The organism is Streptomyces sp. NPDC052023 (genome assembly GCF_044548465.1).
Lineage (GTDB): Bacteria > Actinomycetota > Actinomycetes > Streptomycetales > Streptomycetaceae > Streptomyces.
In genome coordinates, this window is sequence record NZ_JBIUBW010000008.1 from 241,172 (window position 1) to 267,196 (window position 26,025).

The 26,025-nt window shown below is 72.3% G+C and carries 21 protein-coding genes, 1 other RNA gene and 1 pseudogene; 10 read left to right on the top strand and 13 right to left on the bottom strand.

Annotated features, from left to right (window positions below):
- Nucleotides 1–13 precede the first annotated feature (13 nt).
- On the bottom strand, nucleotides 14–979 hold the full coding sequence (locus ACIHCM_RS19185; protein WP_399897059.1) for a LysR family transcriptional regulator: 966 nt from the start codon (nucleotides 977–979) through the stop codon (nucleotides 14–16).
- 83 nt (nucleotides 980–1,062) lie between these two features.
- On the opposite strand from ACIHCM_RS19185, the gene ACIHCM_RS19190 reads away from it, so the two are divergent.
- Nucleotides 1,063–2,304, top strand: coding sequence for an MFS transporter (locus ACIHCM_RS19190; protein ID WP_399897063.1), 1,242 nt, complete (start codon nucleotides 1,063–1,065; stop codon nucleotides 2,302–2,304).
- Here ACIHCM_RS19190 and ACIHCM_RS19195 read toward each other — a convergent pair.
- The 6 genes from ACIHCM_RS19195 to ftsE form a co-directional block, all read right to left on the bottom strand.
- Nucleotides 2,271–3,254 carry an alpha/beta hydrolase family esterase gene (locus ACIHCM_RS19195; RefSeq protein WP_399897066.1) on the bottom strand — a complete coding sequence of 328 codons (984 nt, stop codon included), beginning with the start codon at nucleotides 3,252–3,254 and terminating at the stop codon, nucleotides 2,271–2,273. The genes ACIHCM_RS19190 and ACIHCM_RS19195 overlap by 34 nt on opposite strands.
- A gap of 107 nt (nucleotides 3,255–3,361) precedes the next feature.
- Nucleotides 3,362–3,730: a transfer-messenger RNA gene (gene ssrA / locus ACIHCM_RS19200) on the bottom strand.
- Between the two features lie 115 nt (nucleotides 3,731–3,845).
- Nucleotides 3,846–4,325, bottom strand: a complete 480-nt coding sequence (gene smpB, locus ACIHCM_RS19205) for an SsrA-binding protein SmpB (RefSeq protein ID WP_399897069.1) — start codon at nucleotides 4,323–4,325, stop codon at nucleotides 3,846–3,848.
- A 59-nt stretch (nucleotides 4,326–4,384) separates the two neighbouring features.
- Complete coding sequence (locus tag ACIHCM_RS19210) at nucleotides 4,385–5,548, bottom strand: S41 family peptidase (RefSeq protein WP_399897072.1); 1,164 nt, start codon at nucleotides 5,546–5,548, stop codon at nucleotides 4,385–4,387.
- A gap of 67 nt (nucleotides 5,549–5,615) precedes the next feature.
- Complete coding sequence (gene ftsX / locus ACIHCM_RS19215) at nucleotides 5,616–6,533, bottom strand: permease-like cell division protein FtsX (protein ID WP_399897075.1); 918 nt, start codon at nucleotides 6,531–6,533, stop codon at nucleotides 5,616–5,618.
- Between the two features lie 40 nt (nucleotides 6,534–6,573).
- Complete coding sequence (gene ftsE, locus ACIHCM_RS19220) at nucleotides 6,574–7,263, bottom strand: cell division ATP-binding protein FtsE (RefSeq protein ID WP_189699163.1); 690 nt, start codon at nucleotides 7,261–7,263, stop codon at nucleotides 6,574–6,576.
- Between the two features lie 228 nt (nucleotides 7,264–7,491).
- Here ftsE and ACIHCM_RS19225 point away from each other — a divergent pair, with 228 nt between their 5' ends.
- Nucleotides 7,492–7,683 (top strand): hypothetical protein, encoded by a 192-nt coding sequence (locus tag ACIHCM_RS19225; RefSeq protein WP_399897079.1) that lies wholly within the window; start codon nucleotides 7,492–7,494, stop codon nucleotides 7,681–7,683.
- Between the two features lie 72 nt (nucleotides 7,684–7,755).
- Here the strand turns inward: ACIHCM_RS19225 and ACIHCM_RS19230 are convergent, their stop codons facing one another.
- The 4 genes from ACIHCM_RS19230 to ACIHCM_RS19245 form a co-directional block, all read right to left on the bottom strand.
- Nucleotides 7,756–8,367: an LPXTG cell wall anchor domain-containing protein gene (locus ACIHCM_RS19230; RefSeq protein ID WP_399897082.1), complete on the bottom strand. Its 612-nt coding sequence runs from the start codon at nucleotides 8,365–8,367 to the stop codon at nucleotides 7,756–7,758.
- A 298-nt stretch (nucleotides 8,368–8,665) separates the two neighbouring features.
- Nucleotides 8,666–9,772, bottom strand: a complete 1,107-nt coding sequence (gene prfB / locus ACIHCM_RS19235; RefSeq protein ID WP_399897085.1) for a peptide chain release factor 2 — start codon at nucleotides 9,770–9,772, stop codon at nucleotides 8,666–8,668.
- A 123-nt stretch (nucleotides 9,773–9,895) separates the two neighbouring features.
- On the bottom strand, nucleotides 9,896–11,131 hold the full coding sequence (locus tag ACIHCM_RS19240; protein WP_399897087.1) for a serine/threonine-protein kinase: 1,236 nt from the start codon (nucleotides 11,129–11,131) through the stop codon (nucleotides 9,896–9,898).
- A gap of 108 nt (nucleotides 11,132–11,239) precedes the next feature.
- Nucleotides 11,240–12,925: a protein kinase gene (locus ACIHCM_RS19245; RefSeq protein ID WP_399897090.1), complete on the bottom strand. Its 1,686-nt coding sequence runs from the start codon at nucleotides 12,923–12,925 to the stop codon at nucleotides 11,240–11,242.
- Nucleotides 12,926–13,301: 376 nt separating this feature from the next.
- Between ACIHCM_RS19245 and ACIHCM_RS19250 the strand changes: the two genes are divergently transcribed.
- The 5 genes and pseudogenes from ACIHCM_RS19250 to ACIHCM_RS19270 form a co-directional block, all read left to right on the top strand.
- Nucleotides 13,302–16,916 (top strand): FHA domain-containing protein, encoded by a 3,615-nt coding sequence (locus ACIHCM_RS19250; protein ID WP_399897189.1) that lies wholly within the window; start codon nucleotides 13,302–13,304, stop codon nucleotides 16,914–16,916.
- Between the two features lie 153 nt (nucleotides 16,917–17,069).
- On the top strand, nucleotides 17,070–18,452 hold the full coding sequence (locus ACIHCM_RS19255; RefSeq protein ID WP_399897093.1) for an ABC transporter substrate-binding protein: 1,383 nt from the start codon (nucleotides 17,070–17,072) through the stop codon (nucleotides 18,450–18,452).
- Nucleotides 18,453–18,459: 7 nt separating this feature from the next.
- Complete coding sequence (locus ACIHCM_RS19260) at nucleotides 18,460–19,809, top strand: carbohydrate ABC transporter permease (RefSeq protein ID WP_399897096.1); 1,350 nt, start codon at nucleotides 18,460–18,462, stop codon at nucleotides 19,807–19,809.
- The gene (locus tag ACIHCM_RS19265; protein WP_399897099.1) at nucleotides 19,806–20,681 is read left to right on the top strand and encodes a carbohydrate ABC transporter permease; all 876 of its coding nucleotides are present in this window, start codon (nucleotides 19,806–19,808) and stop codon (nucleotides 20,679–20,681) included. Before ACIHCM_RS19260 ends, ACIHCM_RS19265 begins: the two co-directional genes overlap by 4 nt.
- A gap of 424 nt (nucleotides 20,682–21,105) precedes the next feature.
- Nucleotides 21,106–21,600, top strand: a pseudogene (locus ACIHCM_RS19270) (glycosyltransferase family 2 protein); the annotation flags it as partial.
- A 558-nt stretch (nucleotides 21,601–22,158) separates the two neighbouring features.
- On the opposite strand, the gene ACIHCM_RS19275 reads toward ACIHCM_RS19270, so the two are convergent.
- Nucleotides 22,159–22,572 carry an organic hydroperoxide resistance protein gene (locus tag ACIHCM_RS19275; RefSeq protein WP_393105131.1) on the bottom strand — a complete coding sequence of 138 codons (414 nt, stop codon included), beginning with the start codon at nucleotides 22,570–22,572 and terminating at the stop codon, nucleotides 22,159–22,161.
- 119 nt (nucleotides 22,573–22,691) lie between these two features.
- Between ACIHCM_RS19275 and ACIHCM_RS19280 the strand changes: the two genes are divergently transcribed.
- The 3 genes from ACIHCM_RS19280 (at nucleotide 22,692) to ACIHCM_RS19290 (ending at nucleotide 25,234) form a co-directional block, all read left to right on the top strand.
- Nucleotides 22,692–23,159: a MarR family winged helix-turn-helix transcriptional regulator gene (locus tag ACIHCM_RS19280; RefSeq protein WP_399897102.1), complete on the top strand. Its 468-nt coding sequence runs from the start codon at nucleotides 22,692–22,694 to the stop codon at nucleotides 23,157–23,159.
- A 145-nt stretch (nucleotides 23,160–23,304) separates the two neighbouring features.
- Complete coding sequence (gene galE / locus ACIHCM_RS19285; protein WP_399897105.1) at nucleotides 23,305–24,285, top strand: UDP-glucose 4-epimerase GalE; 981 nt, start codon at nucleotides 23,305–23,307, stop codon at nucleotides 24,283–24,285.
- 10 nt (nucleotides 24,286–24,295) lie between these two features.
- The gene (locus tag ACIHCM_RS19290; protein ID WP_399897108.1) at nucleotides 24,296–25,234 is read left to right on the top strand and encodes an ADP-ribosylglycohydrolase family protein; all 939 of its coding nucleotides are present in this window, start codon (nucleotides 24,296–24,298) and stop codon (nucleotides 25,232–25,234) included.
- 33 nt (nucleotides 25,235–25,267) lie between these two features.
- Here the strand turns inward: ACIHCM_RS19290 and ACIHCM_RS19295 are convergent, their stop codons facing one another.
- Nucleotides 25,268–25,894 carry a TetR/AcrR family transcriptional regulator gene (locus ACIHCM_RS19295; protein WP_399897111.1) on the bottom strand — a complete coding sequence of 209 codons (627 nt, stop codon included), beginning with the start codon at nucleotides 25,892–25,894 and terminating at the stop codon, nucleotides 25,268–25,270.
- Nucleotides 25,895–26,025 lie beyond the last annotated feature (131 nt).

Consider the following 26,025-nt stretch of genomic DNA (forward strand, 5'->3'; position numbering starts at 1 on the left):
CGCCGGGCGCGCCTCAGGGCGCGCAGGCCCATCGGTCCGGCTCCGGCAGCCATGCCCCCTCCGGCACCCGCGACCACCCCTCCTGCTGGCCCACCTCGCCGGCCGCCCGCCGCAGCGCTTGCAGTCCCGGATGTGTCAGTCCCTTCCGCCACACCAGCGACACCGGCGACAGGGGAACGGGGTCCACCAGCGGCCGTCGTACCGTCCCGGGCATGGCCGGGAAGTCCACCACGGCGAGTACCGGGCACCGTGCCCTGGCCATCACCCGCTGGAACTCCTCGTCGCCCACCGCCGGCGGCAGGGGCGCCGCGACCTCGATCCCCCGCCCCTCGAACAGCCGCCGGGCGAGGTCGGTCCACTCCGGTGTCCGCGGATTCCCGGCCCCGGCGTACACGGTCTCCCCGGCCAGCGAGGCCAGCGGCACCCGCGCGTGGGACGCCAGCCGGTGGTCCTCCGGCAGCACGACCGCCATCGGCTCGTACCGGACGATCCGGTGTTCCAGCTGCCTGCGCAACCCGGGGTCCAGCCCCGCGAACCGCCCGAACGACACATCGATCCGCCCCGCCAGCAGCTCCCCCGCCGCGCCCGTGAGCCCACTCTCGTAGCGGGCCATCAGCTCGCAGTCCGGGGCGAGTTCGCGGGCCCGGTGCAGCACCCGGCGCGGCGTGCCGAGGCCGGGTGAGTTCAGGTCGACGAGCAGGGGCCTGACCTGCCCGAACGCCGCGAACAGCGCCTCCTGCGCCGCGAGCACCCGGCGTGCGTGGGGCACCAGCCGCTCCCCGTCCGCCGTCAGCGTCACCTGCCGCGTGGTCCGGACGAACAGCTCGGTGCCCAACTCCCGCTCCAGCCGCCGCACATCCCGGCTCAGCGCCTGCTGGGCGACGTAGAGCCGGGCCGCGGCGCGGGTGAAGTGCAGTTCCTCGGCGACCGTGACGAAGGCGCGCAGGAGACGAGGGTCGAGGTGGGCGGGTGCGGGCATGGCGGAAACTTACAACAGCGGTGCGTGAATCGGTGCGGAGAAGGTGTTGGACCCCTTGACCGGCCGCGGGCGACGGTTACCTCATGCCGCAACCGCACCTCACCCGCCGGCCCGGCCCCTACCGCCGCCTGTTCGCCCGCCCCGGCACCCGCGCCTTCACGCTGGGCAACCTGGTCGCCCGGCTCCCCATGGGCATGTTCGGCGTGAGCGCCGTCGTGATGATCGCCGGTTCCCGCGGCTCGTACGCCCTCGCCGGCGCCGTCACCGCGACCGGCCTCGCCGCGACCGCGCTGGTCGCCCCCTGGATCGCCCGCCTCGTCGACCGGTACGGCCAGGCCCGCGTCGCCGTCCCCGCCACCCTCACGGCGGCACTGGGCAGCCTGGCCCTCGTCCTCTGCCTGCACCACGACGCCCCGGACTGGACGCTGTTCGCCGCCTACGCCGCCACCGCGACCACGCCCAACACCGGCGGCATGTCCCGCGCCCGCTGGGCCCATCTCCTCCAGGGTGACTCCGACGCCCTGCACACCGCCAACTCCTTCGAACAGGCCGCCGACGAGCTGTGCTTCATGCTGGGCCCGGTGCTCGCGGCCTTCCTCTGCGGGACGTTCTTCCCGGAGGCGGGCACGCTGACCGGGAGCGTCCTGCTGCTCACCGGCATGCTCCTGTTCACCGCCCAGCGCGCCACGGAACCGCCCGTCGCACCGCGCTCGAAGGCCCGCTCGCCGCTGCGCTCCCCCGGCATGCCGGCGCTGCTCGCGGCCTTCCTGGCCACGGGCGGGGTGTTCGGCGCGACGGAGGTGGTCACGATCGCGTTCGCCGACGGCCAGGGCCATCGCACGGCGGCGGGCGTCCTGCTCGGACTCCAGGCGGCGGGCTCCTGCGCGGCGGGCCTGATCTTCGGCACGCTGAAGCTCAGGGCACCGGCCGACCGCCGCCTTCCCTGGTGCACGGCCGCGATGGCGGCGCTGCTGACCCTCCCGCTGCTGGCCGCCACGCTCGCCCCCTCCCTCCTCGTCCTCGCCCCCGCCCTGCTCCTCGCCGGGATGGCGACCGCACCGACGATGGTCACCGGCATGGCGCTCGTCCAGCAGCGCACCCCCGCCGACCGTCTCAACGAGGGCATGACCCTCGCCGTGACCGCCCTCCTCGCAGGCATCGCGGGCGGGAGCGCGCTCGGCGGCTGGACGGTGGAGCGGGCGTCGGCGGCCACCGGCTTCGGCATACCGGTCGCCGCCGCGGCTCTCGCCCTCCTCATCACGCTGCTCTCCCGCGTGGCGCGCGGTGTGTCTCAGCCGAGCCCCCAGGCGTGCCCCAGCCGGTAGGCGGCGCACAGGTTCACGTCGAGCATGTAGGCCCCAGCGGCCCCGCACTGCTCATCGCCGCTGCCGGGGTCGACGGGCTGCCCGTGCCCCATCCCCGTCAGCGCGTACGTCTCGACGACCGCGCGCCCGCCGGCGTCCCGGAAGACCTGGTGCGGATGGCCGGAGACCGAGTCGGTCACGTCGGCGGTCTGGTCGGTGCCGTGCACATCGGTCCACTGCTTCACGAGGTCGGTCATGTTGACGGGCTTGACGGTGTAGTCGGCCGTGCCGTGCAGAACGGTGAGCACCGGCCAGGGCCCGCCGTACCCGGGCCGCGCGGCCCGCACCCGGTCGCCCCACTGCTTCGGGGTCTGCGTGGCTCCGACGTACATGCACACGTACGGCGACCCGGCGGCCTGCGCGCACCCGTAGGGCAGGCCCGCGACGACGCCGCCCGCGGCGAACTTCTCCGGGTAGGCGGCCATCATCACGGCGGTCATCGCCCCGCCCGCGGACAACCCGGTGACGTACACCCGCGCGCGGTCGCCGGAGACGTCGGCGAGCTGCCGGTCCACCATCTGGGCGAGGGAGGCGGCCTCGCCCTGACCGCGGGCGATGTCGCCGGTCTGGAACCAGTTGAAGCAGGACGAGAGGTTGTTGGCGCTCTGCTGCTGCGGCAGCACGACGGAGAAGCCCCACCGGTCCGCGAGCTGCGTCCAGCCGCTCTGGGTGCCGTACCCGGAGGCGTTCTGCGTGCAGCCGTGCAGCGCGACGACGACGGGCCGCCCGGCGGGCAGTCCGTCGGGCACGTACCGGTACATCTTCAGCGCCCCGGGGTTGCTTCCGAACCCGGTGACCTCCTGGAGCGAGGCGGCCACCGCCCGCCCCGGCGTGAGGACGGCGGCGATCAGGGCGACCAACAGGGTCACCAGGACGGCGATGCGAGGCTGTGCGGCTCTGGTCTGTGTCATGGGGAGGGACCGTAGAACCGTGAACGACCCCTCGATATGGAGCCGGACCCCACAAAAACGACAAGAGCCCGGTGGTCGAACACCACCCGGCTCTTGTCACATGGAGATTGTGGAGATGGCGGGAATCGAACCCGCGTCCAACGGTGTGGAATCAGGGCTTCTCCGTGTGCAGTCCGCTGTGCTTTTCTCGGCCCCGGAGATCACGCGGACAAGTCTCCGACGGGCTCAGTCACTGTTTGGTTTCCCTCTTCACCCCGTGACCGGGATCAAGGTTTAGTCCCCTAGCTGATGCCAGGATCCGGGTCGGGAACAGCCCCGGGCTGACACTTCGCAAGTCGCTACTTAGGCAGCGAGGGCGAAGGAATCGCGCTTGGTGTTGGCGATTATTGGTTTCGGCCTGTGGTTTACGAGATCATGGCCGCTTCCTCGACACGCTTCCCCTGCTTCGACAGCCGCTGTCGAAACCGATCATCCCCATGTTGATTTTTCAACCCCTCCGTGGAGGGGGCGCGCACCCGCTGTGAGGTGCAGTGCCATCGTACGTGACCAACGCAGGTCGGTGCCAGCGTATTCCCGGCGCCCCGGCGGGTCTCAGGCCCGCTGCCGGCGCCGTACCGCCGAGATGGCGCGCTCGGTCTCACGGCGGTCCTGCTTCTCGCGCAGGGTCTGCCGCTTGTCGTACTCCTTCTTGCCCCTGGCCAGCGCGATCTCCACCTTGGCCCGGCCGTCCTTGAAGTACAGGGCGAGCGGCACGACGGTGTGACCCGTCTCTCCCGACTTGGACTCCAGCTTGTCGATCTCCTCGCGGTGCAGGAGCAGCTTGCGCTTGCGCCGGGCACTGTGGTTGGTCCAGGTGCCCTGGCTGTACTCCGGCACGTGCACGTTGTACAGCCACGCCTCGTTCCCGTCCATCTGGACGAAGCCGTCGGCCAGCGAGGCGCGGCCCTGGCGCAGTGACTTCACCTCGGTGCCCGTGAGGACCAGACCGGCCTCGTAGGTGTCGAGGATGTGGTAGTCGTGCCGCGCCTTCTTGTTCTGCGCGATCAGCTTGCGCCCTTTTTCCTTAGCCATAGTGCCGACCATTTTCGCACCAAGAAGGGGGTGTGAGGGAAGCCGATTATCGCCCGGGGCTACCGGCCCAGCCCGGCGAGCACGGTCTGCGCCCGTTCCAGGGCCCGCTCGCCGGCCTCCAGGTCGGGGGTGATGCCGCGACCGTCGACGCCGCGGCCGGAGGGGGTGCGGTAATGGCCGACGGTCAGTTCGGCGACGGAGCCGTCGGGCAGCCGGCTGGGCATCTGGACCGAGCCCTTGCCGAAGGTGCGGGACCCCACGACGACCGCGCGACCGCGGTCCTGCAGAGCGCCGGTGAGCAGCTCGGCCGCGCTCATCGTCCCGCCGTCGACGAGCGCGACCAGGGGTCTGGCGGTGTCACCACCGGACTCGGCGTGCAGGGCGAGCTGCTCGCGGTCGATGTCGTAGGTGGCGACCAGGCCGCCGTCGAGGAAGGCGGAGGCGGCGGTGACGGCCTCGGTGACCAGGCCGCCCGTGTTGCCGCGCAGGTCGAGGACCATCCCGGAGGCGGCCGGGGCCCGCCGTACGGCCTCGCGGACCACCTTCCCGGAACCCTTGGTGAAGGCGGCGATCCTGATCACGGTGGTGCCGTCGCCGAGTGTGCGCACCGTCACTGAGTCGGTGGACAGCCGGGCCCGGCGCAGGGTCTCGGTCCACGCGCGCGTGCCGCGCTCCATCCCGAGGCGGACGGTCGTACCGGCGTCCGCGTCGGTGGCGTCGCCGCGCAGCAAGGAGACGACCTCGGTGACCGGACGCCCGTCGACCTTCCGTCCGTCGACGCTGCCCAGCCGGTCCCCGGCGCGGATCCCGGCCCGGGCGGCCGGCGAACCGGCGGCCACCGCCGTCACCTCGATACGTCCGTCCCGCTCCCGGCGGGCGGACAGGCCGACGCCGGTGTACTCGCCGTCGAGGGCCTCCTGGAACTCCTCGTACTCCCCCCGGGAGTAGACGGCGTCCCAGCGGTTGCCGCTGCGGCTCACGGCGCGCTGCGCCGCCTCGATGGGGGACTTGCCCTCGGCCATGGCCTCGGCGGCGGCGCGCGCGACCTCCTGCTGGCTGCCGACGGGGGCCGCGGAGGGCGTCGTACCGGATGCGGCACCGGGCGCGTCGCCCGGCAGCGAGCCGGTGGCTGCACCGGCGACGAGCACGCTCGCGAACACCAAGGTCAGGGCGGCCCCGCGGCCGTAGCGGCGGGGCTGACAGAACAGGTCACGACCTGACATGCCGGTGAGTCTAGGACAACGCGGAGGGCCGTACGGTCGGTTGACCGTACGGCCCTCTTGGCATGCGTCACACCTTCAGGTACTTGCGCAACGCGAAGAAAGCGGCCAACGCGGGCATCAGCAGGCTGGTCGCGAGGATGAGCGGCAGCTTCGTCAGGACGGCGTCCCAGCCGATGAAGTTGATCAGGTTCAGCTTCTCGGACAGGGCCAGGCCGTGGTCGATGATGAAGTACCGCCCGAGCAACAGGAAGCCGCACGCGAGCGTGCCGCCGATCAGTCCGGCGACCGCGGCCTCCATGATGAACGGCGCCTGGATGTAGAAGCCCGAGGCGCCGACCAGGCGCATGATGCCGGTCTCACGCCGCCGGCTGAACGCCGAGACGCGCACGGTGTTGACGATCAGCATCAGCGCCACCACCAGCATCAGGGCCATCACCGCGCGCGCGGCCCAGTTCATGCCGTTCAGCAGCTCGAAGAGGTTGTCCAGGATGCCCTTCTGGTCCTGCACCGACTGCACGCCGTCGCGCCCGTTGAAGGCGGTCGCGATGACCTGGTACTTCTCCGGGTCGGCCAGCTTGATGCGGTACGACTCCTGCATCTGGTCCGGCGTGAGCGAGCTGGCCAGCGGGGAGTCGCCGAACTGCTCCTTGTAGTGCTTGTACGCCTGGTCCTGCGACTCGTACGTCACCGTGTCGACGACCGACATCTTCTTGAGGTCGGTGAGGATCTGCTCCTTCTGATCCTCGGTGACCGCGCCCTTGGCGCAGTTGGGGTCCGACTCGGCGTCGCTCTTGTTGCAGAGGAAGATCGAGACGTTGACCTTGTCGTACCAGTAGCCCTTCATGGTGTTCACCTGGTCGCTCATCAGCAGTGAACCGCCGAACAGGGCCAGGGACAGGGCGACCGAGACGATGACCGCGAAGGTCATCGTCAGATTGCGGCGGAGACCGACACCGATCTCCGACAGAACGAACTGGGCGCGCATGGCGTCTGCTTCAAGCCTTTCCGTGGATCTCGCTGCTGTCTCAGTGCTGGTAGCCGTAGACGCCGCGGGCCTGGTCGCGGACGAGGCGGCCCTTCTCCAGCTCGATGACGCGCTTGCGCATCTGGTCCACGATGTTCTGGTCGTGCGTGGCCATCACCACGGTGGTGCCCGTCCGGTTGATCCGGTCGAGCAGCTTCATGATGCCGACGGAGGTCTGCGGGTCGAGGTTGCCGGTGGGCTCGTCGGCGATCAGCAGCTTGGGCCGGTTGACGAAGGCCCGCGCGATGGCGACGCGCTGCTGCTCACCGCCGGACAGCTCGCCCGGCATCCGGTCCTCCTTGCCGCCGAGCCCGACCAGTTCGAGCACCTGCGGCACGGACTTGCGGATCTCGCCGCGCGACTTGCCGATGACCTCCTGCGCGAACGCGACGTTCTCGCCGACGGTCTTGTTCGGCAGCAGCCGGAAGTCCTGGAAGACCGTCCCCAACTGGCGCCGCATCTGCGGCACCTTCCAGTTGGAGAGGCGCGCGAGGTCCTTGCCCAGAACGTGCACCTGACCGTGGCTGCACCGCTCCTCGCGGAGGATCAGCCGCAGGAAGGTGGACTTTCCGGAGCCGGAGGACCCGACAAGAAAGACGAACTCACCCTTTTCCACCTCAAGGGAGACATCCCTGAGGGCGGGGCGGGTCTGCTTGGGGTAGACCTTGGACACGTTGTCGAATCGGATCACGGATGCACCACGGGTCGCCGGGGGTAGATGTGCGTGACCATACGCGAAGCGGGTACGCAAGCGCAGGCACAGGTTGCGGTTGAGCAATGCTTGTGCGCTTTTGTCCATCACAACGTTCTGAGAGCGCCCGCGCCCTTTCCGGAGGAACCTGGCACAGTGGAGGGGGAACGTTTGCGTTCCCCCGGGCGTTGTAAGCACGAACCGGTACCGGTGCAAGGAGGCGAGCACATGACGTACGACCGACTGGTGTGCGCGAACTGTGCCGCGCCCGTGAACGAGGGCCGCTGCCCCGTGTGCCGGGCCAACCGCGAGCGGCTCCAGCAGGAGAACCCCTTCGCGGCCCTCAACCCCATGACTCTGATCGCCCTGCTGGTGATGCTGATCGCAGCGGTGGCGCTCCTCGCGCACCAGACCGCGTAGGAAACGCGGAGAGTACGCCGAAGGGCCCGGAGCGGTTGCTCCGGGCCCTTCGGCGATCACGCTCGGCCACCGTCAGGCGGCGGCACCGCCACGGCCGCTCACCAGGCGCGGCAGCACCCGGAAGCCGACGCCGCCGGCGATCATCGTCGCGGCGCCGATCAGCAGGAACGTGGTCTGCGCGGCACCCGTCTCGGCGAGCTCGTCGCCGCCGCCCTGGGCGGAGGTGTCGGCCGCCGGGATCTCCGAGCCGGTGTCCGTGAGGGACGAGGAACCCTCGCCCTGCGGGGAGGTGCCACCGTCGGGGTCGGTGTTGTCCTCGTCACCGGTGCCGGGGGCGGTGGTCTCGTCGTCCGAGGGCTCCTCGGACGGGTCCCCGGTGGGCTCCTCGGGCTCGGTGGGCTCCTCCGGCTCCGTGGGCTCCTGGGTCGGGTCGGTCGGGTCACCCGTCGGGTCGGTCGGGTCACCCGTCGGGAGGGTCGGGTCGCCGGTCGGGTCGGTCGGGTCACCGGTCGGGATGGTGGGCTCCGGGTCCGGGCTCGGCGAGCGCTCCTCGCACAGGAGGCCCACGAAGCAGCCGTCGCCCTCGGTGGCGGAGGCGGCGCCCGCGGCGGTCAGCGAGGCACCGGCCGCGATCACGGCGCCGGCCGCGAGGCGCGCGACACGTATGCGCGTCTTGTTGGTCATGTGTTTGCTACCCCCAGTAGCTGATCGTCATTAGGCGGCGCTCGGGGCCGTGATCGACGGGGATAGCCGATGCGATGAAGCCCCCCGGTTCACATGCGCCCCAGAGATACGCATGCCACGCTTCACCCTTCCCATTTTTCAAAGCAACGTCAAGGTCGTTGCGTACGCGATGTCCAGGTACGGGTTCTTTGCCAGGCGTTGAAGTGTGTGAGTGTGATGTAGAACCCAGACATCCAGGCACGGAAAAGGCAACTGCCGCCGGAGGGGCGGCAGTTGCCTTGTCGACAAAACGCTTCTCCTACTTCTCCTGCTGCTTGCGCCAGCGAATTCCGGCCTCCAGGAACCCGTCGATCTCACCGTTGAACACGGCCTCAGGGTTGCCGACTTCGTGCTCGGTGCGCAGGTCCTTGACCATCTGGTACGGGTGCAGGACGTACGAACGCATCTGGTTGCCCCAGGAGTTGCCGCCGTCGCCCTTGAGGGCGTCCATCTTGGCCTGCTCCTCCTGGCGGCGCCGCTCCAGCAGCTTGGCCTGGAGGACGTTCATGGCGGTGGCCTTGTTCTGGATCTGCGAGCGCTCGTTCTGGCAGGAGACGACGATGCCGGTCGGGATGTGCGTGATGCGCACGGCCGAGTCGGTCGTGTTGACGCCCTGGCCGCCGGGGCCGGAGGACCGGTAGACGTCGATGCGCAGCTCCGACTCGTCGATCTCGACGTGGTCGGACTGCTCGACGACGGGGAGCACCTCGACACCGGCGAAGGAGGTCTGCCGGCGCCCCTGGTTGTCGAAGGGCGAGATACGCACCAGGCGGTGCGTGCCCTGCTCGACGGAGAGGGTGCCGTAGGCGTATGGCACCTGCACCGCGAAGGTGGTGGACTTGATGCCCGCCTCCTCCGCGTACGAGGTCTCGTAGATCTCGGTCTTGTAGCCGTGCTGCTCGGCCCAGCGCAGGTACATGCGCTGGAGGCGCTCGGCGAAGTCGGCGGCGTCGACGCCACCGGCCTCGGCGCGGATGTTCACGAGCGCTTCCCGGGAGTCGTACTCACCGCTGAGAAGCGTCCGCACCTCCATCTCGTCCAGGGCCTTGCGGACGGCGGCGAGCTCGGACTCCGCCTCGGAGCGGGTGTCCGGGTCGTCCTCCTCCTCGGCCATCTCGAACAGCACCGCGAGATCGTCGATCCGCCCGCGCAGCGCCTCCGCCTTCCTGACCTCGGCCTGGAGGTGGGAGAGCTTGCTGGTGATCTTCTGCGCCTCGTCCGGGTTGTCCCAGAGGGACGGCGCGGCCGCCTGCTCCTCGAGCACGGCGATGTCTGCCCTCATCCTGTCGAGGTCCAGGACGGCCTCGATCGACTCCATGGTCGAGGAGAGGGACTTGAGCTCTTCGGATACATCGACGACTGCCACGCTCCCAGCGTAACGGCTCCGCCGGGAACCCAGTGCCGGGTGAGCGCCGGGCCCCGGCGCACCGGGCGCCGGCGCGTGCCTCGCCGGGGGATCCGCCCCCGGGCCCCCGCTTCGGCGCCCGGCTCAGGGAGACGCCGGGGCCGTGTTGTTCAGGTCGGGCGGGGTCGCGCCCGCGTCGTCCTGCGACGTCGCCAGCCACGCGCCGGTGCCCGCTGCCGCGGCCAGGGCCACCGCCGCGCCGGCCAGGACGAGGCGGCGGCGCCGGGTGGTGGAGCGGTGCCGGGCCGAGCCGGGTCGTGGGGTGCCCGCGGTGCGGGGGGCCCGGGCGGTGCCGCGCGCGCCGCCCGCCAGCTCGTCGGGGGCCGGGACCCTCATCGACGTATGGGTGTCACGGTTGGAGTCGGGTTTCGCGCCGGGGACCAGCGGAACCGCGCCCCGGCGTACCCGTACCGGCGGCTGCGGCTGCCCCGGCGACGGCGGCTCGGCGGGCTCCTCCGGCTCCGTGTCCGGTTCGTCCACGTCGAGCGGCGGCATCCCGCGCAGTACCGGGAGCTGCTCCCGCAGCCGTGCGGCCAGCTCGGACGCCCGCAGCCGCGACGCCGGCGCCTTCGCCAGGCACTGCACCAGCAGCTGCCACAGCTCCTCGGGAATGCCGGGCAGGGGTACGACGGTCTCCGTGACGTGGCGGCGCAGGACCGCGCCGGGGTGGCCGCCACCGAAGGGGGTGAAGCCGGCCAGCAGCTCGTAGAGCACGGTCGCGAGCGCGTAGATGTCCACCGAGGCCCGGGGCGGGAGGCCCTCCACGATCTCCGGCGCGAGATAGTCCGGCGTGCCGATGATCTTCGTGGCCCGGGTCCGGCGCGGGGAGTCGATCAGTTTGGCGATGCCGAAGTCCGTCAGCAGCGCGCGGTGCGAGCCGCCGGGACCGAGCGGGCCCTGCATGTCCAGCAGGACGTTCTCCGGCTTCACGTCCCGGTGCACGACTCCCGCCGCGTGTGCCGCCGCCAGCCCCTCCGCGACGTCCGCCGCGATCGCGACCGCCGCCTCGGGCGCCAGCCGCCGCTCCCGGTCCAGCCGGGTGCGCAGGTCCGTGCCCCGGACCAGGTCCATGACGAGCGCGAGATCGTTGCCGTCCACGACCAGGTCGCGTACGGAGACGACGTTCGGGTGTTCGAGGCCGAGCAGGGCGGTCCGCTCCTGGACGAAGCGCCCGACGAGCTCCTGGTCGGAGGCGAGATCCTCACGCAGCAGCTTGACGGCGACGGGCCCCTCGGGTCCCTCGCCCAGCCACACCGTGCCGGCGCTGCCCCGCCCCAGGATCTGGTGTGCGGTGTACCGGCTGCCGATCTTCCGTGCCAAGGCTGCTCCTACAGACGCGTGTTGTCGCTAAAACTACGCGTCCGGGGAGCCAACCTTCACCGCGGAGGCGGAAATCACCCGCCAGGTGTCGACAAATCAACTCACCCGCTACTGGGTGGACGTACCGGAGCCTCCGGTGCCCCCGGAGCCACCGAGGTCCCCGATCCACCCGGTGACCGTGCTGAACCAGTCCGTGAGCTGGTCCCAGTAGCTCTTGCCGGTGCCGATCCACTCCTGCAGCGGGCTCAGCTCCCAGATCAGCCAGCCGGCCACGAACAGGATGAGAATCGTGAACAGACATCCCTTCAGGCAGCCGAGTCCCGGGATCCGCATCGGATTGGCGCTGCGCTGCCGCGGCTGCCTCGGCTCGCGCACCGGCCGCTGAGGCTCGGGCGTGGGCGGCGGGGCGTACCGCTGCGGCTGCGGGCGCTGCGGGGCGTACTGCTGCGGCTGCTGCTGCTGCTGCTGCTGCGGGTAGCCGTAGCCCGGCGGCGGTCCCTGCGGGGGGCGCTGCTGCTGGCGCTGCTGGGGCCGCTGCTGCTGCTGCGGCCGGGCGACCTGCCGCTGCGGGCGGCGGCGCAGCGGGTCCTCGTCGGGGCCGAGGTACTGGACCTGCGTCTGCTCGTTGCGGTCGCGCGCGGCGCGCAGCTGGCTCTGCCAGGGGTGCGGCTGCTCGGGCTGCTGCCCCTGCGGCAGCACCTGGGTCGGGTCGGCACCCCCGGGACCGGTGTTCGGCAGTACGGCGGTGGGGTCGGCGGCGCCCGCCGGGCCCCCGGTGTGCGGCAGCACACTGGTCGCCGCGTTCGGGTCGTACCCCGGCGTGCCGTGCGGCAGCACCTGCGTCGGGTCGGCCGCTCCGGGCGTGCCGGGCACGGTCGCCGGGGCCGGGTCGGGCGCGAGCAGCGCGGCGACGCCCTCGGCGGCGGCGATCTGCGCGGAGTTCGCGTGCACGCCGACGCCCTCGGCGGCGACCCTCAGCCCGCGCGCGAGGTTCTCGGCGCTGGGCCGCTCCGCGGGGTTCTTGCGCAGACAGCGCTCGATGACCGTCCACAGCGGTTCGGGAACGGTGGAGGGGCGGCGGGGCTCGGCGCTCAGGTGCTGGTGCAGGACCTCCAGGGCCGAGCTGCCGGAGAACGGCGGCCGGCCGGTGACCAGCTCGTACAGCAGGATGCCGGCGCCGTAGATGTCGACGGCGGAGGTCTGGGGGCGGCCCTCGGCGGACTCCGGCGCGACGTACGCGGGCGTGCCGACGAATTCGTGGGTGCGGGTCAGGCCGGGCGAGTCCGCGAGGCGGGCGATGCCGAAGTCGGTCAGCATCGGGTGCATCTGGCCGCCGTCCTGCTTGAGCAGCACGTTCGCCGGCTTGAGGTCGCGGTGCACGACGCCGTCGGCATGGCTGGCGGCCAGCGCGTCGGCGATCTGCGCCGTGAGCAGCGCGGCGGCGACGGGCGTGAGGGGGCCGTTCTCGCGCAGGTAGCGATGCAGGTCGGGACCGTTGACGAGGTCCATGACCAGGGCCAGCAGATCGCCCTCGACGACCAGGTCACGGACCCGCACGATGTTCGGATGCGTCAGGCGGAGCAGCACGGAGCGCTCACGCAGGAACCGCATCACGATGTCGGGGTCGCTCGCGAGCTCCTCCTTGAGGACCTTGATCGCGACGGTCTCACCGGGCTGCCCGGGCACGGCCGCCTCGGCCCCGGCCGTCTCCCGCTGGCGGGCTCGCCAGACGGTGCCTGTGGCGCCGCGCCCCAGCGGCTCCTCAAGGAGGTACTTGCTCCCTACCGGCCGCACGTCATGGCTCCCTGCTGCTTGCTTGCATGGTCCGACCCACTGTAGTGCCGCGATGGGCGGGGGCGGGCGGTCGTCCGCCGTGCTTCCCGCGTACTTGTTCCCGCACGCGTTCGGTACGTGTTCCCGCACGCGTTCGAAGGAAAGACGCTCGCCTCTGTCCTGTGGTTGCCGGAAGCGGACGTGACCGATCTCAACCGATCGCCGGTGCCGCCCTGGGCAGGCACTTTTACGGGCAGAGCCGACCAATCAAGATCACTTGTTCCGGAGCGGCGGGCGAGTTGTCAGTGGCAGGTGCGAGGATGCGTGCAGTACTGGCCGACGTGCTCGTGTGGGGTGGGGGACCTCCGCGCCCGTGCAGAAGGGACCGCTGACGGCGATGCAGATCCGGCTGACCGTCGTAGACCCGCTGGGCCCGCCCGCCCCCGAGCTCTCGGCCTCGCCGGAGCAGGGGGGACCACCGGCGCCGCGCGGCCGGGGAGCGGCCCGCGACGTGCTGGTCACGGCGCCCGCCGGCACGGCCCTGTCCGCGGTGGCCTCGGGGCTCGCCGCGGCGGCCTGCGGCGACGTCCCGTCGGGACCCGTGGTGCTGTACGCCGGTGCGGAGCGCCTCGATGCGCAGCGGTGCACCCTGGGCGAGCCACCGCTGCTCGACGGCGCGGTGCTGTCCGTGGGCGGCCCTGCGGCCCCGGAGCCCCATCCCGAGCTGGACGACGCCCCGGCCCGCCTCGACGTGATCGCCGGGCCGGACGCCGGCGGCGTCCATCTGCTGCACGGCGGCGAGATCCGCGTCGGCCGCTCCGCGGAGGCCGACGTCCCGCTCGACGACCCCGACGTCTCCCGCGTCCACTGCGCGGTGACCCTGAGCGCGGACGGCCGCGTCGCGGTCACCGACCTCGAATCCACCAACGGCACGACGCTCGACGGCACACGGGTGGGCGGCCGTCCGGTGCGCTTCACCCCCGGGGCGCTGCTGCGGATCGGGGAGTCCACGCTGCGGCTGGCACCGGCCGGAGGGCCGGGCCGGCGGGTGGGCACCACGCCCGACGGGGAGGGATGTGTGCGGGTCGGGACGAGCGACGGGCCGTCCCCGGCCGGAGCTCCGGGTGTGCGGGCAGGCGGGCCCTCCGCAAGCACCGGGCATGCCTACGGGGCTGCCGGGGGCTGGGGGGTCCCCGGGACCGGCCCGGCCGGCGTGCGGGGCGCCGCACCGCAGGACCGAGGAGCCGATACACCGGGCACGGCTGACGACCTGACTCCCCATGACCAGGACGCACAACGGGCAGGGACCCCCTCCCCCCACGACCCGCGCCCCGGGGCGCCCGGCCCCGAGCCCCGAGCCAGGGAGCACTCGCCGGTGGCGCAGCCCCTCGTGCCCGAGCAGGGCAAGGCACCCCGCATCGAGAGCCGCGGCGCGGGTCCGCGGCACCCGGGCCCCGGCCCCGCCGCGCCCTCCGGTGACGGGACACACGGCGGACGGCTCGGCCCCGACCTGCCCGACGCCCCCGCCGACGCCGGTGGCACGGGCCACCGCAAAGGAACGCCGCTGCGCGGCACCGACGTACCGCAGGGGGTGCGCAGGCGCGGTGGGCTCACGGCGTGGGCACGGCGGCTGGCCGGCGGACGCGGCGCCGAGCAGGAGCCGGCCGGGCAGGAGACGTACGACGACGAGCCGCCCGGCGCGGCCGTGCACCCACCCGTCCGTGCCGACGCCCAGGAGACCTGGCCGGACCCGGCCGCCCTGTTGCTGACGGCGCTGGGGCCCGGTCCCCGGCTGTGGGAGCGCGGACCGGGTCACCCCGAGGCGCTCACCGTGCGGCTCGGTACGGCCGACCGGGTGGCACCGGACGGTTCGGGGCTGCTGCCCGCGGTGCCGGTCACCGCCGATCTGCGTGAGGCCGGTGCCCTGGGTCTGGCCGGTCCGCGGCCCCGCCTGGCCGGGCTCGCGCGCGCGGTGGTGGCGCAGCTCGCCGCGCTGCACTCCCCCGACGTCCTGGAAATCGTCCTGATCAGCACGGACCGGGCCCGCCCCCTGGAGGAGCGCACCGCCGAGTGGTCCTGGCTCGGCTGGCTCCCGCATCTGCGCCCGGCCCACGGCCAGGACTGCCGCCTGCTCCTCGCCCACGACCGCGAACAGGCCGCGGCCCGCACCGACGAGCTCCTGCGCCGCCTGGACGACCACCTGATGGAGCGGGGCGGCGCCGCCGCGTCCACGGGCGCACGGCACCCCGACGGCGGCGGGACACCGGACCACGCCCCGGCCGCCGCGCCCCGCCGCCCTTCCTGGGCCCGCCCCGACGACTCGCCAGCCGACTCCGTGGACCCCGCCGGCTTCCCCGGCCCCTGCACCGTCCTCGTCGTGGACGGCGACCCCGGTGGCGCCGGTCTCCGCGAGGCCGTGGCACGGCTGGCCCTGGAGGGCCCGCGGGCCGGCATCCATGTCATCTGCCTGGCCGAGACCGCCGCCGCTTCCCCTGCCTCCCCGGTCACCGAGACCTTCGAGGCCGCCTGCGCCTCGGCCCCGGCGTTCCGTGAGTGCGGAGCCGTAGCCCTGCTCAGCGGCGATGTGGCGACCGCGCTCCGCCTGCTCCGCATCGCCCGAGCCGGAACCGGACCAGGGACCGGGGCCGGGAAAGGGACCGGCGCAGAAGCCCCGGCCGGGCCGCGGTCCGGGTCCGGATCCGCACCAGGTGCCGTCACCTCCCACCCCGCCCCCGTCGGCCACGGCACGGTCGGCACCGTGGACGCCGTGTCCCCCGCCTGGGCCGAGCGGTTCGCCCGTGCCCTCGCCCCGCTGCGCACCGAGGCGTCCGGCACCGGCACCCGCCTCGCCCGCGTCAGTGCCCCCCTCCCCCAAGCCGCCCGGCTGCTCGACGAGTTGGGCCTGGCGCGGGCCACCCCCGCCTCCCTCATGGCTCGTTGGGCCGACGCCGCGGACGACACCGACGCCCTGGGCGGCCGGGCGCACGCCGTCCTCGGCGCCGGCCCGCGCGGTCCGGTGGCCGCCGACCTCGTGGGCGAGGGACCGCACCTGCTGATCGAGGGCCCGCCCGGCAGCGGGCGTACGGAACTGCTGCGGGCCGTCGTCGCCTCGCTCGCCGCCGCCGAGCGGCCCGACCGGCTGAGCCTGGTGCTGATGGACGGCCGGGACAGCGTGGGCGAGGGCAGCGGGCACGGCGACGGGCTGCACCTGTGCATGGACATCCCGCACGTCACCACGCACCTGCTCGCCAACGACCCGGTCCGCATGCGGGAGTTCGCCCAGTCCCTGTCGGCGGAGCTGAAGCGCCGCGCCGAGCTGCTGGGCCGCTCGCACTTCGCCGAGTGGCACACCGGGCGCGAGGTGTCGGGCCGGATGGTCAGCCAGCGCACGGCGCACACCGCCGGTGGCGATGTCGGGGCCGGTGACCTGGACACCCCGCCCAGTGCCACCCTGCGGCTGCGCCCGGCCGCGCCCCGTCGCCCAACGGACGACGTGCCCCCGCTGCCCCGCCTCGTCGTGGTCGTCGACGACCTCGACGCCCTCGTCTCGCCCCCGCTGGGCTCCCCGGGCCGGCCCGCCGCCGGGTCCGTGACCCGTGCGCTGGAGGCGGTCGCCCGCGAGGGTGACCGGCTCGGCGTGCACCTGGTGGCCGCCGCGGGACAGGGTGGCCGTACGGCGGAGACCGAGCCCGTCCGGCGGGCCTCGCTGCGCGTCACCCTCGACGCGCCCGCGCCCGGACCCGACGAACCGGCGCCCGGCCGGGGCCGGCTGACGCATCCCGACGGACGGATCACGCCGTTCCAGGGCGGCCGGGTCACCGGTCGCATCCCGCGTACGGCGACCCTGCGGCCCACCGTCGTCCCGCTGGAGTGGCACCGCATGGGCGACCCGCCCGCCCGCCGCCCGGTCCGCGAACTGGGCAACGGGCCCACGGACCTGGCCCTCCTGGCGAGCGCGCTGGAGCGGGCGGCCCGGGAGGTGTCCGCCTCCCAGGTGCCGTCGCTGCTGTAGGCACACCGCCCGCCCTGCCCGCTGACAGTCACGACGCGGTCACGATCACCGTCTTGACACGGCAGGCGCTCTTGCCGACCCCACGGACCCGGCGTAGACCAGTCCCACGGGACAGCGCTCGAACGTTCGACGAGGACGAAGAACGGGGCCGTAATGCACAGGAGCATCACCACCAGCCGCACCCGGACACGCAGGACCACCCGCGCCGCCGCGGCCGCACTCGCGGGAGCGCTCGCGCTCTCGCTCAGCGCCTGCGGAGGCGACGACGGGGGCGGAAACGAGGGCAACGGCGGTACGGACGAGACCGCCACCACCGTCACACTCCCCAAACTGGACGGCGAGACCCTGGAGGTCGCCGCCGTCTGGACCGGCCCCGAGCAGGCCAACTTCAAGAAGGTGCTTCAGGAGTTCGAGAAGCGGACCGGCGCCAAGGTGACCTTCGTGCCGGCGCAGGACCCGATCATCAACTTCCTCGGCTCGAAGATCGCGGGCGGCGCGCCGCCGGACATCGCGATGCTCCCCCAGGTCGGCGCCATCCAGCAGGCCGTGGACAAGGGCTGGGCCAAACCGGTCGGGACCGAGGCCCAGGAGCAGCTCGGCAAGAACTACTCGCAGGGCTGGCAGGACCTCGGCAAGGTCGACGGCAAGCAGTACGGCGTCTACTACAAGGCCGCCAACAAGTCCCTGATCTGGTACAACACCCAGGTCTTCGAGAACGCCGGAGCCGAGGAGCCCAAGACCTGGGAGGACCTGCTCACCACCGCCCAGACGATCTACGACTCCGGTGTCACGCCGTTCTCGGTCGGCGGCGCCGACGGCTGGACGCTGACCGACTGGTTCGAGAACGTCTACCTCTCACAGGCCGGGCCCGAGAAGTACGACCAGCTGGCCAAGCACGAGATCAAGTGGACGGACCCGTCCGTCACCGAGGCCCTGACCACGCTGGCGCAGATCTGGGGCAAGGCCGACTACATCGCGGGCGGCGCGAACGGCGCGCTCCAGACCGAGTTCCCGGCCTCCGTCACACAGACCTTCACCGGTGGCGACCAGCCGAAGGCCGGCATGGTCTACGAGGGCGACTTCGTCCAGGTCAACATCGCCGAGACGGAAGCGGAGGTGGGCACCGACGCCAAGGTGTTCGCGTTCCCGAAGGTCGGCGAGACCGAGCCGGTCGTCTCCGGTGGTGACGCGGCGGTGATCCTGGAGGACTCGAAGGCCGCGCAGGCCCTGGCCACGTTCCTCGCCTCGCCGGACGCGGCGACCATCCAGGCGAAGCTCGGCGGCTATCTGTCGCCGAACAAGAACGTGGACCCGAAGGCGTACCCGAACGCGGTGCAGCAGGAGATGGCGAAGGCGCTGGTCGCGGCCGGTGACGACTTCCGCTTCGACATGTCCGACCAGGCCCCGCAGGCCTTCGGCGGCACGCCCGGAAAAGGTGAGTGGAAGGCGTTGCAGGACTTCCTGAAGAACCCGAAGGACGTCAAGGGCACGCAGGAACAGCTGGAGGCCGACGCGGCCGCGGCGTACGGAGACTGAGCCGGCCATGGCTCCGGCATCCACGGCAGGGGTCCCGCCCACCAAGGCCGGGACCCCTCCCCGTAGTCGCAAGAGCGTGACCGGCACCCGCAGGACCGTGGCAGCGCTGTTCCTGCTGCCCGCCCTGGTGCTGCTCGGCGCGCTCGTGGTCTACCCGATCGGGTACTCGGTCGTCCGCAGCTTCTACGACCAGTCCGGCGACGGCTTCGCCGGATTCGACAACTACCAGGCCCTGTTCACCGACGACGGCATCCGTACGGCGCTGAAGAACAACATCATCTGGGTGGTGTTCGCGCCTACGGTGGCGACCGCGCTCGGGCTGATCTTCGCGGTCCTGACCGAACGGGTGCGCTGGGGCACGGCGTTCAAGCTGGTCGTCTTCATGCCGATGGCGATCTCGATGCTCGCGGCGGGCATCATCTTCCGTCTCGTCTACGACCAGGACCCGGACAAGGGCGTGGCCAACGCGGTGTGGGTGGGCGTGCACGACACGTTCGCCCAGTCGTCGGCGTTCCCGAAGGCGCACCCCGGCCGGGAGTCGCCGCTGACGGCGGACGACGGCGGTTTCGTCACCAAGGAGCCGGTCCGCCTCGGCGAGCCGGTGGTCCTGCCCCTGGTGGGTGTCGCCCCCGACCAGATGCCCGACGACGCCGCGAAGGCGGTGGCGGCGCAGGCCGATCCGGGCAAGGTCACCGGCACCACCTGGCAGGACTTCACGCGCGGCGAGGGCGTCGGCACCCTCGGCGCCCCCGACCCCTCCGAACTGGGCTATCCCGGCATGCGGATCGAGGCGGTCAAGGACGGCAAGGTCGTCGCCACGGCCACGGCGGCCGGCGACGGCACCTTCACGCTCCCGGCCGCCGCCGACGGAGCCCAGCTGCGGCTGCCCGCCGACAACTTCAAGGAGCCGTACAACGGCCTGGACTGGCTCGGCCCCTCGCTGGTCACACCGGCCATCATCGGGTCGTACATCTGGATGTGGGCCGGCTTCGCGATGGTGCTGATCGCCGCCGGGCTGGCGGGGATGCCGCGTGAGCTGCTGGAGGCGGCGCGGGTCGACGGGGCCAACGAGTGGCAGGTGTTCCGGCGGGTCACCGTGCCGCTGCTCGCGCCCGTCCTCGCGGTCGTCGCCGTCACCCTGATGATCAACGTCCTGAAGGTCTTCGACCTGGTCTTCATCATCGCTCCGGGCTCCTCCCAGGACGACGCGAACGTGCTCGCGCTGGAGCTGTACCGCAAGGGCTTCTCCGAGGACCAGCCGGGTGTCGCGAGCGCCATCGCGGTGTTCCTGCTGCTCCTGGTGATTCCGGTGATGTGGTTCAACATCCGCAGGCTCAGGCGGGAGGTGCGGCGATGACCACGCAGTCCGTGAAGGGCAGGGCGTCCCTCGGCTCACGCCTGGCGGAGGGCGTCGGCGGCGGTCTGATGCGGGTCTTCCTGATCGTCGTCGGCCTGTTCTGGCTGGTGCCGACCATCGGCCTGCTGCTCTCGTCGCTGCGCACTCCTGCGGACATGAACGAGAGCGGCTGGTGGACGGTGTTCACCGAGCCGGCCCAGCTCACCTTCGAGAGCTACGACAAGCTGCTGAGCAACGGCGACATCACCGACTCGCTGCTGAACACGGTCCTGATCACGGTCCCGGCGACCGTGCTGGTCGTGGTCATCGGCTCGCTCGCCGGGTACGCGTTCGCGTGGATGGAGTTCCCGGGCCGGGACTGGTGGTTCCTGGGCGTGGTCGGCCTGCTGGTCGTCCCGGTGCAGGTGGCCCTGATCCCGATCGCCGAACTCTTCGGTGGCATCGGGCTGTTCGGCTCCATGCTCGGCGTGATCCTGTTCCACGTCGGCTTCGGACTGCCCTTCGCGGTGTTCCTGCTGCGGAACTTCTTCGCGGAGATCCCGCGCGAGCTGCTGGAGGCGGCGCGGCTGGACGGCGCCGGAGAGCTGCGGCTGTTCACCCGGGTGGTGATGCCGCTCGGCGGGCCCGCGATCGCGAGCCTCGGCATCTTCCAGTTCCTGTGGGTGTGGAACGACATGCTGGTGGCGCTGGTGTTCACCGACTCCGGCAGCCAGCCGATCACGGTGGCCCTGCAGACGCAGGTACGGCAGTTCGGGAACAACATCGACGTGCTCGCGCCCGGCGCGTTCATCTCGATGGTGATTCCGCTGGCCGTCTTCTTCGCGTTCCAGCGGCAGTTCGTGTCCGGTGTGATGGCGGGTGCGGTGAAGTAGCGGCACCGTCAACGTCCTTGGGGCGGGCCGGGCAACGGCCCGCCCCTTCGCGTTCCCGGCGAAATACCCCGCATGCTGTACACAACGTAACCAATTCGGCCCATCTGCCGTTCCCGGGCAGAACACCCTTTCCCTCACGAACGCCGTCCGCCGCCGCACCTGAGGCCATCGTCCGGCAGCCACCGTTCCGCAACCTTCTGGTCACCTGACCGTCACTGAAAGCCACTGACGGCCGTTCACCTACCGGGAGTCCCCATGCCCCGCAGTTCGTCGCGACCCACCCCGTCGCGGCCGTCCACCTGGCGGCCGTCCGGGCGACCCGGCCGTTTCTCGCCCGGTCCGCGGCGGGCCGCCCGACGGGACCTCCACGGCCCGAGGCGCGCGCCTCCCGCCGGGCAAGGATGACGAAAACGGAAAGAGTTCCATGCCCCGTTTCAGCATCATCGTCCCCTCGCACGGGGTCGGGGGCCTGCTGGCCCGGGCCCTGGAGTCGGTGCTGGCCCAGTCCTTCGGCGACTTCGAGCTGCTCACGGTGTGCGACGAACCGGAGGCTCCCGCGGCGGACCTGACCGCCTGGTACGCCGCGCGGGACCGCCGGCTCAGACCGGCGTACTCACCGCCCTCGGCCGGTCTGGGCGCGGCCCGCACGACCGGACTGAGGGCGGCGTCGGGCTCCTACGTGCTGTTCCTCGACGGCGACGACGTCCTCGCCCCAGGGGCGCTGGCGGCGCTGGACGCCCGGCTGCGGCAGACGGGGCCGGTGGACGTACTGCACTTCGCGCACGAGCGGGTGACCGGCCGGACCGTGCGGGAACCGCCGGCCGCCTCTACTGCGGCCTGCGCGGCGACGCAGGAACGGTGGGCCACCCGGGCGGAGCAGGAACGGTGGGCCGCCCGGCTCGTCGCCCCGCCGCCCTCCCCCGCAGGAACCTTCCACCCCGACGCGGCACCCTGGCTCACGGTGGTGAACCGGCCGGTGTGGAGCGCCGCCTACCGGCGAGGGTTCCTGGCGGTGCACCAACTCGCCTTCCCCTACGGCCACTTCACCGACCTCGGCTGGGGCGGCGTGGTGACGGTACTGGCGGAGCGGGTGGCCGTGCTGCCGTCGGTGGTCGTACGGCATCTGGTGCGGGCGCGCGGGAGCCTGCTCGACGCTGCCGGCGAGCGCCGGCTCGATCTGCTGGACCAGATCGAGCCGGCGCTGTTCCAGGCGGGCGCGGCGCGGGTGTCGGAGGCGCGGTCCCGGGCGCTGTTCGACCAGCTCTTCGCGGTGGTGGTGGAGGTGGCCGCCGATGCACGGCGGCTGCCTCCGCACCGGCGGCGGGCCTTCTTCCGGCAGGCGGGTGTGCTGTACCGGCGCTACCGGCCCGCCGGGCACCGGCCTCCTGGACTGCGGATGCGGCTGCTGGAGGCCGGCGCCTACACGGCGTTCCGCGCGGTGCAGGCCTCACCCGCCCTGAGACTCCGCGGCCGGCCGCTACTCGACGACCAGCTCGACCGGGATGTTGCCGCGGGTGGCGTTGGAGTACGGGCAGACCTGGTGGGCCTGCTCGACGAGCTTGCGGCCGGTCGCTGCGTCCACGGCGTCGGGCAGCTCGACACGGAGGGTGACGGCGAGCCCGAAGCCCTCGCCCTGCTTGCCGATGCCGACCTCGGCGGTGACGGCGGCGTCGCTCAGGTCGACCTTGGCCATCCGGCCGACCACGCCGAGGGCGCCGGCGAAACAGGCGGAGTACCCGGCCGCGAAGAGCTGCTCGGGGTTGGTGCCCTGACCGTTGCCCCCCATCTCCGTCGGGACGGCCATCTGCAGGTCGAGCCGGCCGTCGGAGGAGACGGAACGCCCCTCGCGGCCGTGGGTGGAGGTGGCGACAGCGGTGTACAGCACGTCCATGGAAAGACCATCCCTCTCAGGTGATGTACCGGCGATCCGTCCTGCCGGTCCGACACCAGAAGTAGAGCACACAATTCAATTGCGCACAACTAAGTGACGGACGGGGCTACCCTGGAGGCATGACCACGACGTCTGCTGCGGAGTGGCTCCGCCTCGACCGACAGATCTGCTTCACCCTGAACGCGGCCTCACGCGCCTTCGGCGGGATGTACCGCGTGGTCTTGAAGGACCTCGGGCTCACCTATCCGCAGTACCTGGTGATGCTGGTGCTCTGGGAGGACGGAGAGGTGCCGGTGAAGAGACTGGGCGAGCGGCTGCGCCTGGACTCCGGCACTCTGTCGCCGCTGCTCAAGCGCCTGGAGGCGGCCGGCCTGGTACGGCGCGAGCGCAGCGCGCGCGACGAGCGCTCGGTTCAGGTGCGGCTGACCGAGGAGGGGGACGCGCTGCGGGAGCGGGCACTTCGGGTGCCGCAGCGGATCGCGGCGGCGACCGGGTTCGATGTCGACGAGATCCGCGACCTGGGGGCCCGCCTGGACCGGCTGACAGCGGCGCTCGACGCGGCGGCTCAGGCCGAGTCGGAGGCGTAGGCCATGGAGTCCCGCCGCGCCGACCGGACCGCCGTGCCGTTGTGTCACGTTCGTACGAAAGGTGACATGTGTACGGCGGACGTCCGGTCACCTGCTTCACTGTGGGGCGGACACACACGGGCAACGGACGAGGAGACGGCCGCAGATGACCTGGCTGATCACCGGCGGCGCCGGTTACATCGGTGCACACGTGGTACGGGCGATGACCGAGGCGGGCGAACGGGCGGTGGTGTACGACGACCTGTCCACCGGCATCGCGGAACGCGTCCCGGACGACGTCCCCCTGGTGACCGGCTCCACCCTGGACGGTGCGCTGCTGAGCCGCGTCCTGGCGGACCACCAGATCACCGGGGTCGTCCACCTGGCGGCGAAGAAGCAGGTCGGGGAGTCGGTGGGACGGCCCCTGCACTACTACCGGGAGAACGTCGAGGGGCTGCGCGTCCTGCTGGAAGCGGTCACCACGGCGGGGGTCGCCTCCTTCGTCTTCTCCTCCTCGGCGGCGGTCTACGGCATGCCGGACGTGGACCTCGTCACGGAGGAGACGCCGTGCCTGCCGATGAGCCCGTACGGCGAGACGAAGCTGGCCGGCGAGTGGCTGGTCAGGGCCACGGGCCGGGCGACGGGCCTTGCCACGGCTTCCCTGCGCTACTTCAACGTGGCGGGCACGGCGAGCCCGGAACTCGCCGACGTGGGCGTCTTCAACCTCGTGCCCATGGTCTTCGAGAAGCTCACCGAGGGCGCGGCCCCGCGCATCTTCGGCGACGACTACCCGACCCCCGACGGCACCTGCGTCCGTGACTACATCCACGTCGTCGACCTGGCCGAGGCCCATGTGGCCGCCGCCCGCGCCCTCCAGGCCGCCCCCGGCCGCGACCTCACCCTCAACATCGGCCGCGGCGAGGGCGTCTCGGTCCGCGACATGATCACCCGCATCAACCGGACCACCGGCCACCACCGCCCCCCGACGATCGCCCCCCGCCGCCCCGGCGACCCCGCCCGCGTCGTCGCCTCCGCCGACCGCATCACCACGGAGCTGGGCTGGAAGGCCCGTTACGACGTCCAGGACATGATCACGACGGCCTGGGCGGGCTGGCTGCACAGCCACCCGGGGGCGGCGCAGGGCTAGGGCCTGCCGGATGAACGACGCACGTCGCCTGAACCGTGCGCTGGGTGCCGTCGTCGGCTCGGCCGTCGGCGACGCCCTGGGCGCGCCCTTCGAGTTCGGCCCCGAAGGCGCCTTCTCCGCCCGCTTCCCGGCGCCCGGGCAGGGCGCCGGGATGTGCGGGGGCGGCGGCTGGGATCCGGGCGAGGCGACCGACGACACGCAGATGGCCGTGCTCACCGGTGAGTCCCTGCTGGTACGCGGCGGACTGGACCTGCCGGACGTCTACGGCCGGTTCCAGCGGTGGGCCGCCGCCGGGCCGAAGGACGTCGGCCTGCAGACCGAGGCCGTGCTGACCAGCGGCGACCCCTGGGACACGGCCGCCGCGCTGCACTTCCAGACGAACCAGCGGGCCGCGGGCAACGGAGCGCTGATGCGGGCCGCTCCGTCCGCCGTGTACTTCGCGCCCCACGGCAGGGAAACCACCATGGACGCCGCCCGCCGTCTGGCCGCCCTGACGCACGGCGACCGGGCGGCATGGGAGGGCACGGCGGTCTTCCACGAACTGGTGCGGATCGCGCTCGACGGTGGCGACCCGCTGAAGGCCGTAGGGGAGACCCTCACGCACGTCCATCCCGCGCACCGGGAGCGGTACGCGGTCGTGTGCGGCTCCGACTGGCATCCCGACCTGGCGACCGAGTTCAACGGAGCCGTGTGGCCCTGCCTCGGCTCCGCCCTGTGGGCCGTACGGACCACGTCGTCGTACGAGGACGCCGTGCGCGCGGCGATCGACCTCGGCGGCGACACGGACACGGTCGCGGCCGTCACGGGTGGGCTCGCCGGGGCGGTGTACGGCGCCGACTCGATCCCCGGCCGCTGGACCGACGGCCTGCACGTGCCGCTGCCCGGCTTCGGCGAGCGGGTGCTACGGGCGCCGGAGCTGACGGAACTGGCTCGGCGGCTGGCCGGCTGAGTCCGGGACGCAGGGCGTGAGAGGCCCTCGGGGTCACAGTGCCTTGAGTGCCGCCGCCGTCGAGCGGGCCAGGGATGCCAGGTAGCCCTTGGGGAGTCTCGGGCTGCGGATGACCACCGAGCGCCAGTACAGCGGGCCGGAGACGAGGTCGAGGGCGAGGTTCGGGTCGTAGCCCGGGCCCACCTCGCCGCGTTTCTCCGCCGCGGCCACGATCTTGCTGGCGACGCCCTCCTGCCCCTCACGCAATGCCTTCTGGAGGGCGTCGGCGATCTCGGGGTTGCGGGCCGCCTCCGCCTGGAGGTCGGGGATGATCTGCGAGGCGACGGGGTGCCGCAGCGCCCGGGACGTCACCTCGTACAGCAGCCGGAGGTCCGCCTCCAGAGAGCCGGTGTCCGGGGCGGGCAGCCCCTGCACGGCGATCGCCGAGACGACGTCCAGCACGAGGTGCAGCTTGGAGCGCCAGCGCCGGTACACCGCGGTCTTGCCGACCCCGGCCCGGCGGGCGATGCCCTCGATCGACATCCGCGCGTAGCCGACGGCCGCGAGTTCCTCGAAGACCGCCGCCCGGATGGCCTCCGTGACGTCCGCCCGGAGCACGGCCGCCCCGGCCGGGGTCCGGCGGCGCGTTCGCGGCTGGGGCCCGTCGGCGTTCGTCGTCATGCGGACAGCATAGGGGCGTTACGACGAAACGGTTGCGTTCCGACGCTCGAAAGCCCTACGCTCGCGTTGCGACGATACGGTCCCGTCCCGACGTACGAGAACGTCCTGCGACGCACAGGAGAACACCGAGG

Bases quoted from the DNA above. Each gene is read 5' to 3' on its own strand.
- ACIHCM_RS19185 (WP_399897059.1), bottom strand. From the start codon at position 979: ATGCCCGCACCCGCCCACCTCGACCCTCGTCTCCTGCGCGCCTTCGTC.
- ACIHCM_RS19190 (WP_399897063.1), top strand. From the start codon at position 1,063: ATGCCGCAACCGCACCTCACCCGCCGGCCCGGCCCCTACCGCCGCCTG.
- ACIHCM_RS19195 (WP_399897066.1), bottom strand. From the start codon at position 3,254: ATGACACAGACCAGAGCCGCACAGCCTCGCATCGCCGTCCTGGTGACC.
- smpB (WP_399897069.1), bottom strand. From the start codon at position 4,325: ATGGCTAAGGAAAAAGGGCGCAAGCTGATCGCGCAGAACAAGAAGGCG.
- ACIHCM_RS19210 (WP_399897072.1), bottom strand. From the start codon at position 5,548: ATGTCAGGTCGTGACCTGTTCTGTCAGCCCCGCCGCTACGGCCGCGGG.
- ftsX (WP_399897075.1), bottom strand. From the start codon at position 6,533: ATGCGCGCCCAGTTCGTTCTGTCGGAGATCGGTGTCGGTCTCCGCCGC.
- ACIHCM_RS19225 (WP_399897079.1), top strand. From the start codon at position 7,492: ATGACGTACGACCGACTGGTGTGCGCGAACTGTGCCGCGCCCGTGAAC.
- ACIHCM_RS19230 (WP_399897082.1), bottom strand. From the start codon at position 8,367: ATGACCAACAAGACGCGCATACGTGTCGCGCGCCTCGCGGCCGGCGCC.
- ACIHCM_RS19250 (WP_399897189.1), top strand. From the start codon at position 13,302: ATGCAGATCCGGCTGACCGTCGTAGACCCGCTGGGCCCGCCCGCCCCC.
- ACIHCM_RS19255 (WP_399897093.1), top strand. From the start codon at position 17,070: ATGCACAGGAGCATCACCACCAGCCGCACCCGGACACGCAGGACCACC.
- ACIHCM_RS19260 (WP_399897096.1), top strand. From the start codon at position 18,460: ATGGCTCCGGCATCCACGGCAGGGGTCCCGCCCACCAAGGCCGGGACC.
- ACIHCM_RS19265 (WP_399897099.1), top strand. From the start codon at position 19,806: ATGACCACGCAGTCCGTGAAGGGCAGGGCGTCCCTCGGCTCACGCCTG.
- ACIHCM_RS19275 (WP_393105131.1), bottom strand. From the start codon at position 22,572: ATGGACGTGCTGTACACCGCTGTCGCCACCTCCACCCACGGCCGCGAG.
- ACIHCM_RS19280 (WP_399897102.1), top strand. From the start codon at position 22,692: ATGACCACGACGTCTGCTGCGGAGTGGCTCCGCCTCGACCGACAGATC.
- galE (WP_399897105.1), top strand. From the start codon at position 23,305: ATGACCTGGCTGATCACCGGCGGCGCCGGTTACATCGGTGCACACGTG.
- ACIHCM_RS19290 (WP_399897108.1), top strand. From the start codon at position 24,296: ATGAACGACGCACGTCGCCTGAACCGTGCGCTGGGTGCCGTCGTCGGC.
- ACIHCM_RS19295 (WP_399897111.1), bottom strand. From the start codon at position 25,894: ATGACGACGAACGCCGACGGGCCCCAGCCGCGAACGCGCCGCCGGACC.